The sequence below is a fragment of the Fluviispira multicolorata genome (assembly GCF_009208585.1).
In the GTDB taxonomy this organism is placed as follows: domain Bacteria; phylum Bdellovibrionota_B; class Oligoflexia; order Silvanigrellales; family Silvanigrellaceae; genus Silvanigrella; species Silvanigrella multicolorata.
On sequence record NZ_WFLN01000009.1, the window covers coordinates 218874 to 225451 of the forward strand.

6 protein-coding genes are annotated in these 6578 nt (G+C 28.1%); all 6 read right to left on the reverse strand.

Annotated elements, in window-relative coordinates; genetic code table 11:
* Positions 1-54: 54 nt before the first annotated feature.
* Genes GCL57_RS12945 through GCL57_RS12970 form a run of 6 tightly spaced genes read right to left on the reverse strand, consistent with a single transcriptional unit; the run spans position 55 to position 5703 of the window.
* On the reverse strand, positions 55-816 hold the full coding sequence (locus GCL57_RS12945; protein ID WP_152213770.1) for a GNAT family N-acetyltransferase: 762 nt from the start codon (positions 814-816) through the stop codon (positions 55-57).
* Positions 817-833: 17 nt separating this feature from the next.
* Positions 834-1724 carry an ATP-grasp domain-containing protein gene (locus GCL57_RS12950; protein ID WP_152213771.1) on the reverse strand — a complete coding sequence of 297 codons (891 nt, stop codon included), beginning with the start codon at positions 1722-1724 and terminating at the stop codon, positions 834-836.
* 33 nt (positions 1725-1757) lie between these two features.
* The gene (locus GCL57_RS12955) at positions 1758-2930 is read right to left on the reverse strand and encodes an MFS transporter (protein ID WP_152213772.1); all 1173 of its coding nucleotides are present in this window, start codon (positions 2928-2930) and stop codon (positions 1758-1760) included.
* A gap of 28 nt (positions 2931-2958) precedes the next feature.
* Positions 2959-4173: an ATP-grasp domain-containing protein gene (locus GCL57_RS12960; protein WP_152213773.1), complete on the reverse strand. Its 1215-nt coding sequence runs from the start codon at positions 4171-4173 to the stop codon at positions 2959-2961.
* 12 nt (positions 4174-4185) lie between these two features.
* Positions 4186-5283, reverse strand: a complete 1098-nt coding sequence (locus GCL57_RS12965; RefSeq protein ID WP_152213774.1) for a cysteine synthase family protein — start codon at positions 5281-5283, stop codon at positions 4186-4188.
* A gap of 24 nt (positions 5284-5307) precedes the next feature.
* On the reverse strand, positions 5308-5703 hold the full coding sequence (locus tag GCL57_RS12970; protein WP_152213775.1) for a ParB N-terminal domain-containing protein: 396 nt from the start codon (positions 5701-5703) through the stop codon (positions 5308-5310).
* Between the last annotated feature and the right edge of the window lie 875 nt (positions 5704-6578).

Sequence of the window (6578 nt, forward strand, 5' to 3'; positions counted from 1 at the left end):
GCTGAACTCCTTTTCATTTTAAAAAGAAGTTTTAACGCAATCTAAATTTTTTGGTTAGATGGTTTGATTGTTGCGCTTACAATACATCAAGGAGTTACACTTGGCAAAAACTTTTAATTCAAAAATCATCTTAAATCCATAACTTTCATACAAATATTTTCCTTCATTACTTGCAGATAAAACCATATTTGACACTTCATGATTGAAGGAGTAAAAAATTAATTTATTCATTATTTTTTTAGCCAATCCCTGTCTTCTATAAATATCTTTTGTTTGAACATCATCAATAACTGCATAATTATTATTTATTATCAACCTAGCCCAAGAAGCTAATTTATCGTCTATTTTAGCACAAAAAAACAAAATACTTTTGTCATTTATTTTTGACCAATTGATAATATCATTTCCTCTTTGCTTATTATACCAATTTACTTGTTCTTGATTCTGTATCAACTCGATTGTTGAATCATTAAAGTTGTCAAAAATATTTTTTAACTTTAAAGACATGAAGGATTCATTGACTATATTAATATACCCTTTATCTTCCATGTCTTTACATATAGCCTCAGTCGGATTAAAAAGACTTACAATGTGAAATTCATTATTACTTAACTCATTAAAATCCCAGGAGTTAAAATCACTAAAACTCCATACAAAAAATTCATATTTTCTTTGTATAGTTCCAATTGGTTTATCAAACTCTGCAGAAATAAAGCCATTCTGATAATTAAGATGGACATGATTTACACATCTTGATTTTGCCCAACCATTCACAAAGGCTTCAATATCTTTATCAATCCCTAATAAATAAGTCATAAATTTCCTATATTTTTTTAAATCATTTTAGAGTTTATATATTCAGCAAAAGCTTTTTCAACTTTATTCGAAGCTGCTGGAATATATTTACTTATTTTAATTGCAGGACAAGTATTAGTTTCTATAATAAATGGTTGTTTATCTGTATCAAGCGCAATATCCACTCCACAAAATGGTGCATGAACAGCTCGAGCAGCTAATTCGGACATAACTATTAGATTTTTATCAAGTTCATCAATATTAACTATCTTACCAATACCGTTAGTACTTAAATTAGTTATCCATTCCCCAACTAAAGAACGTCGTTCATATGCATAAACAGCTTTATAATCTACACATACGACACGAAAATCTTTATTTTGCCATTTTTCAATATAAGGTTGAACATAATAAGTTTGAATATCTGCTCCTTGAAAATTAAACCAATTAAAAAATTCTTCTTTAGTTAAGAATTTATACAATCCTTTACCACATGCTCCATTTATAGGTTTTAATACTAAAGGATAACCTATTTTATCTATTTGTTTATTATCGAGGCCATTCGAGAATTTATAAAAAGGCAAATGTCGAATGCCCTTAATATTATTTAATATAACAGAAGAAACATCTTTATTTTGACCATAATATAATGTTTCTCCGCTATTTACTATAGGAGTGCCAGTAGAATGAACTATTTTAAGTATATTCATAGCAGGTAAAAGGTCATTTTCAAAAGCATAGCCTATCACCAAATTTGGATTAATAAATTGATTATTAAAAAATAAATCAATTTTTTTATTTATATTAACAAATGATATATCCCTAGGTTTTGCAAGTATCCCAAAAATATCATATTTTTTTAATTCGTAAAAGAGTGCTTCAAACTCTTCACGTCCACTATAATCAGATAAAAAAAGTACAGTTTTCATAAACCCCTCAATTTAAAAACAAAAAAAATATAACTAATACCTTACATGAATATTCTTATATTGTTTTTTATTATTTTGAAAATATACGCAAATATAAAGAATGAGACATAAATTTGCTATAACTGGAATTCCTAATACAATATAGTAATCAAAGTAGATACTTAATGATCCTAATACTAAATTAGCAATAATTACTCCTAAATCTGCTGAACAGGATATTACTGATGTTACAGAGCCTTTTAATGAGTCATTAATAATGCATACAACATATGACAATATTATTGGATAAATTAGACCTATTGAAAAACCATTAAATATTGCTCCAAGTAAAATAACTAAATTATTAATAAATAATAAATTTATTAAGTTTCCAAATAGATTTATAAATAAACAAACAAATATAAATTTGAACGGAAAAATTCTGCCATCTGGCATTAATTTTTTAAAGATTAACCTTGGTAAGACTAACGAAATTGAATATAATAAAAAATATAGAGATACAACTTTATAATTATAATATTCAATTATTTTTGGCAAAAATGTAACAGTTACACCACTCGTTAAGTAAACAACTGGCAATATAATGATTATAATAATTATTTCTTTTGATTTTAATATATCAAAAAATGACTTTAAAATATTTTCTTCTTTGTTTTTTCCTCCAATAGAAATTCCTCTTTCAATTAAAAAAGATAAAATCAATGCAATTATCATTATTAATATAGCTAAACTTATGACAGTATTAATTCCGTATAATTGTTTTACTTTTAATGAAATATAAGGAGCTAAACATATGGGGAGCATAGTTATTAAGGTATAAAGAGAAATAGATTCAGACTTTTCTTTAATACTATTTGAAATCATAATCGTATAATAGAACATTAAAGTAGATAAGGCTCCTAATATTATTCCTAGCATCAAGCGCCCAAAGATAATCAAAGCATCTTGCTTAGACATAAGTAAAATAAAAGATATTAAATAAAAAAGCATCATAAATGTTAACATATAAGACGATCTATTTCTATCAATCCAAAATCCAGATAAAACTCTTATTATTAGGGTAAATATAGTAGCTATTCCGACTACAATTCCAGCTATTCCATCGACAATTGCATGTGAAGCGATTAAAAAAGGATAAGAATAAAATATTAGATAGTTTGAAAATGAGACTAAAAATAACGTACCAAATAAATAATATTTTTTCATAATAACCTTTCAAAATTACTATACTAATTTATTTAACAGTAATTATTATATATGTTGCTGCTGAGTGTGCAGAAATCAAAGCATTTTCTGTGGTATTTCCTGTAGCAATCACCTGGACAACATGTCCCATCATATCATTTGTTTCTTTAGCGTAGTCACCAATTTTTAGGCCCAGAATCACTTCTAAAACATTTGGAAACTTTGATGCCAAATCTATTCCTTTTATACTATCAATCACACCAGGTTTTTGTGAATAAACTATATAGCCTGCAGTTGCCTGTATATTATTAAAATCTAATTCAAATTCTTTAAATTCAAATAAATTTTCTATTAACAGCTCGTAGATATTTAGATTTAAACTATGCGACATTAATTTACCAAGCTGTGCTCCGCCCAAACGTGCATTTATTTCTACTAAATAAACTTCATCTTGCCCCAAGATATATTCAATATGACTGAAGCCAAACTTGTACTCAGTTTTATCGAGAATATATTTAGTATACTCTTCTAATTTAGTTTGCAAAGTATTTTCATAATGACAAGGAAATGCATAGCCAAGTTCGACAAAATAGGGATGTGATCCCATGAGTCTATTTGTGACACCTAAAATATGATGCTTTCCATTGTTTGTAAAACTTTCAACAGATACAACTCTACCCAATTTAAATTCTTCTAATAATAAATTTGCAGCTGTTTCTTTGTTAAAGAATTTATCGAGCATAGATAGATCAGTTTCGTTATGTATGATGATAACATCTTTACTACCTGAACCTTTTGTAGGTTTTGCTATTAAAGGAAATACTAAAGATGTGAGGGATTGAAGCAGATCTTCTTTTGAATTGACATAACAATATTTGGGGGAAGGAATTAGAGTATGCGAAAAATACTCTCTCATTTTTTCTTTATTACGCGCAATTTTCATAGCTTTGCTAGAAGTGAAATTTAACTTAAATTCTTCTGCAACTTCAGCAACAGCTTCGACAAAAGCATCTCTTTGGGTGAACAGTGCAAATTTTTCTTTTCCATGAATCAATTTTAAATATTCTTCTCGCACAGAAGTTTTTTCCCAATCTACTAGAATAATATTTATTTCTTCAGCCAATTCTGCGGGACAATTATTTTCAAACCAAGAATATTCAGCTGTAATAAAATGAATTTTGATGCCCTTGTTTTTGGCAGCTTTGATAATTTCAAGCCCCGAACCTGTATGCAATGTTTCAATAAGAACAAGATTTTTTTTCATAAAATAACCTATTTATTTAAATTTAATTTGAAAATGCGTCATAGTTGTTTTAGGTACACCAAGTGATTCTATGAGATCATCACGGTAATTTTCAACGATATTTGGACTTACTTGTGGCTCATCTATAGTACTTAGAAGCTGATAAAGTAATTCTAAATGTGAATCAAGTGGGATATCGTTTTCTTTAAGCCATTCATCATTAAATAAAGTATTTAAATATCTTTCTCCACTGTCTCCAAGTATTGCAATTAAGGGTTTTTTATTTTGAATTTTTTGCGAAAGTTTAAGAGCTGAAAGAAGTACAGCTCCTGAAGAAACACCCGCAAGTATTCCCTCATTTCTACATAATATCCTTGCAGCTATATAGGAATCTTCATCCCGAATTCGGTAAACATAATCAATATTATTTACATTCTTAATATTCCTTGGTGTCCAGCTCAAACCCACACCAGGTATTTTATATGAATGCGAGTCCCCACCAAAAATGGATGAACCGTAGGCATCGACGCAAGTCACAAGATATTTTGTGGATTTTTCTGCAAAGAATTCTGCAATCCCTCCTATCTGTCCACCTGTGCTGACAGCCGCAACCACTCCCGATATTTCCCCTTGAGTTTGCTCAAAGATTTCTTTTGCAGTTGTTTCTTTATGAGCGATTGAACTAAGAATATTAAAACATTGATCGGGCCGATATGAATTTTCAATTTTTCGTGCAAGATCATTAGCGAGTTGAATTCTTGTTTTATGATAGGAACCTGCATCGTCTTTTTTATCAACTACAATTACTTCTGCGCCATAAGCTTTTATCAAACTAATATTTACATCTGTAGCTTTTGGATCCACCAAAATAATAACCTTATAACCACGAGCAGCGCCAATCATAGCTAAACTAATTCCAAAATTACCTGAAGAAGATTCAATAATTGTTCCTCCACGTCTTAGAAGATTATTTTTTTCCGCGTAATCAATAATATATTTTGCCACTCTATCCTTAATGCTCCCACCTGGATTTGTTCTTTCTAATTTTAATTTTATATTTGTTCCACAGAGATTATTTATTTTATCAATATTGACGAGAGGTGTTTCTCCAGTATAGTCTAATATTTTCATTTCATTCCTATTATTTTATATTTCTTATTTACTAAGAATGTTTAAGTCTATTTTTACATAATAAAGAGGTATTGTTATTATATGACGCGTCGTTTTTACTGGAAGCTTATTTCCTGTAATAGCAGTCTCCAATATTTTTTTTACCTCAAAAATATCATTTGTTTTCCAATTTACTACACTTATATAATTATCTTCATAGCTTAATAAATAACAAGGTATTCTTCTTATACCCATTTTTCTTGCAACTTCCACTCTGTGGTGACCATCCATTATTATTCTAGTATTCTTATCAATAGCAATGGGATTTGACCAGTATCCATCAGATTTAATTTTACTTAATAGTATATCAATCGCTAAACTATCAGTATCTTCGTGTGGAATTATTTCTTCTATTTCTATTAATTCAAGAGAAATATTCATTAATACCTCTATAATAAAAGTAATTATTATTTATTTTTTAATTAAATCAAAACTCGATAAATAATATTGAATAACACTTATCTAATTAACATTAATAGATAAATATAATCATTTTAATTAACAGAGTTATAATAAAATAACATTAAATTATAATAATGTAAATTTAGTATCATATTTTATAAATTGTTGATTCATATAATATATAACATTTACATGTATATCAAAAAAAATTTTAATTTTATTAATTTTTTTTATTCACATTCCATTTTTTCCCACAACCCATTTAATAAAATAAATGAGGTATTAATATCTTAGATATATTTTTTTGCATAATATGCAGACTATAAAATTATCATTATTGGTTTATATCAGTTAGCGTTCCTAACGTCAAGATAAAAAGATATTAAATTTCAGATTTTAAAATCATAATTGAATAAATTTCTTTTAATGAATAATAAGCTATATTTTTTAGCATTAATTTAATGAGTTTCTTAACTTAGATTTAATCTGGATGATAGGTTGGTATATACCGATATTTGTCAGACTGAACAGGAATAATAAAAAAGTTTATTGCGATCATGCAATGAAAGGTAAGCGCAACAATCAATTCATTTTGCGAGTGAAAAATAATTTGGTTAAAAAGTATAGAGAAATTATTTATTCCAATTCTAAGGCAGGAGAGGAGTGTAATCGGGATTTTCTGATTTATTTAGAATGGGAAGTTGGAAGAATAAGTCATTTAAATATTCGTGAACTTCTCGCCCCTAAAGGGAGCGAGCTTCTGAAGTCATAGGAATCAGCGGATTAGATTGCTCTAATTTCGTCTTACTTATTCCTCGTCCAGCTTTACTTCGGCTAGTCCCTAGCCTAGTTCT

What these genes read in the sequence shown, in the direction of transcription:
- GCL57_RS12965 (WP_152213774.1), bottom strand. Translation starts at nt 5,283, where the DNA reads ATGAAAATATTAGACTATACTGGAGAAACACCTCTCGTCAATATTGAT.
- GCL57_RS12950 (WP_152213771.1), bottom strand. Translation starts at nt 1,724, where the DNA reads ATGAAAACTGTACTTTTTTTATCTGATTATAGTGGACGTGAAGAGTTT.
- GCL57_RS12955 (WP_152213772.1), bottom strand. Translation starts at nt 2,930, where the DNA reads ATGAAAAAATATTATTTATTTGGTACGTTATTTTTAGTCTCATTTTCA.
- GCL57_RS12960 (WP_152213773.1), bottom strand. Translation starts at nt 4,173, where the DNA reads ATGAAAAAAAATCTTGTTCTTATTGAAACATTGCATACAGGTTCGGGG.
- GCL57_RS12970 (WP_152213775.1), bottom strand. Translation starts at nt 5,703, where the DNA reads ATGAATATTTCTCTTGAATTAATAGAAATAGAAGAAATAATTCCACAC.
- GCL57_RS12945 (WP_152213770.1), bottom strand. Translation starts at nt 816, where the DNA reads ATGACTTATTTATTAGGGATTGATAAAGATATTGAAGCCTTTGTGAAT.